This window comes from Streptomyces sp. NPDC054932 (assembly GCF_053610205.1).
In genome coordinates, this window is sequence record NZ_JBSGXU010000388.1 from 1 (window position 1) to 1,699 (window position 1,699).

Genomic DNA, 1,699 nt, shown 5'->3' on the forward strand with positions numbered 1-1,699 from the left:
CCGCGTCGTTCGGGCAGGAGCGGTTGTGGTTGCTGGATTGCCTGGGTGCGGGTTCGGCGTATCACGTGGCGGGTGGTCTGCGGGTTTCGGGATCGCTTGATGTGGGTGTGCTGGAGCGTGCGGTGGCGGGTGTGGTGGCCCGGCACGAGGCGTTGCGGACCCGTTTCGCGTGGCTGGACGGTGCGCTGCAGCAGGTGGTGACGGAGGCGGACGGTCTGCCGGTGTCCGTGCCGGTGGTCGTGGTCGAGGGTCTGCTGGAGGAGTGGTTCGAGGGTGTGGTGGAGGAGCCCTTCGATCTGGCTGCGGGTCCGCTGGTGCGGGTGGTCGTGGGCAAGCTGGGTGAGGGCGAGGGTGAGTGGGCGGTCGGTCTGGTCGCGCACCACACGATCGTCGACGGCTGGTCGATGGGCCTGATCCTGCGCGAACTCGGCGCCCTCTACGGCGCCCACGCGGCCGGCATCGATCCGGAGACGGTCCTGCCCGCCCTGGACCTGCAGTACGGCGACTTCGCCGTCTGGCAGCGCGAGGAACTCTCCGGTGAAGCCCTCGAAGAGGGACTCGCCTACTGGAAGGACGCGCTGACGGGTGCTTCGGGTCTGGAACTCCCCGCGGAGCGTCCCCGCACCGATTCCGCGTCCTCGTATCCGGCAGCGCAGGTCCCGGTCGTGGTTCCGGCCGGGCTCGCGGGGCGGCTGAAGGCGGTCGCGGAGACGGGCCGGGCCACCGTGTTCCAGGGTCTGCTCGCTTCGTTCGCCTCGGTGCTGGGGCGTTGGTCGGGTCAGTCGGATGTGGTGGTGGCGACGCCGGTGGCGGGTCGTTCACGGGCCGAGCTGGAGGACGTGGTCGGGTTCTTCGTGAACACGATCGCCCTGCGTCTGGACACCGCCGGCCGTGGTTCGTTCACCGACATGCTGGGCCGGGCCCGGGAGACGGTGCTGGGGGCGCTGGCGCATCAGGACGTGCCGTTCGAGAAGGTCGCGCAGGTCGCCGGGAGTGATCTGGTCCGGGTCCTGCTGGCTCTGGACAACACCCCGCGCGGCGGCTGGGAACTCCCCGGCGCGCAGGTCAGCGAGTTCCAGGCGGGTGGGGGGCGTGCCCAGTTCGAGATTGCTCTGCACCTGCGGGAACGCGGCGACGGGTCTTTGGAGGGCCGGCTGGAATACGCGGCGGACCTCTTCGACGCGGACGGCATGGAATGCCTGGCCGGTGCCTGGCTGCGACTCCTGGAAGCAGCCGTCACCGCTCCTGATGCAGTTCTTGCCTCGCACCAGTTGTCGAGCCCGGCCGAGCAGGCACTGATCGCGTCGTTCACCGCCCCGGATCCCGAGCCGGTGACGGGTCTGATGCACGAGGAGATCGCCCGGCAGGCCGCCGCGACCCCCGACGCCCTCGCCGTCACCGACGAGACAGGCAACACCCTCACCTACCGTGAGCTGGATGCTGCGGCGAACCGCCTCGCCAACCACCTGCGGTCCGCGGGTGTGGGGGTCGAGGACGTGGTGGGCGTCTGCCTGCACCGCTCCCTTGATCTCGTCGTCGCTCTGGTCGGTGTCCTGAAGGCCGGCGCCGCCTACCTCCCCCTGGACCCCGACTACCCCACCGGCCGTCTCACCGCCATGGCCACCGGCTCCCGGGTCCCGCTCGTCCTGACCCACGACCTCGCCCAGGACATCGCATCGTCCCTCGAACTCCCGGACGG

The 1,699-nt window shown here is 70.5% G+C and carries 1 protein-coding gene; it reads left to right on the forward strand.

The window, feature by feature from the left end; translation table 11 throughout:
- Nucleotides 1–65: 65 nt before the first annotated feature.
- Nucleotides 66–1,699: condensation domain-containing protein (locus ACWGE1_RS41010; RefSeq protein WP_453425563.1), on the forward strand; the 1,634-nt coding region annotated here is incomplete at its 3' end.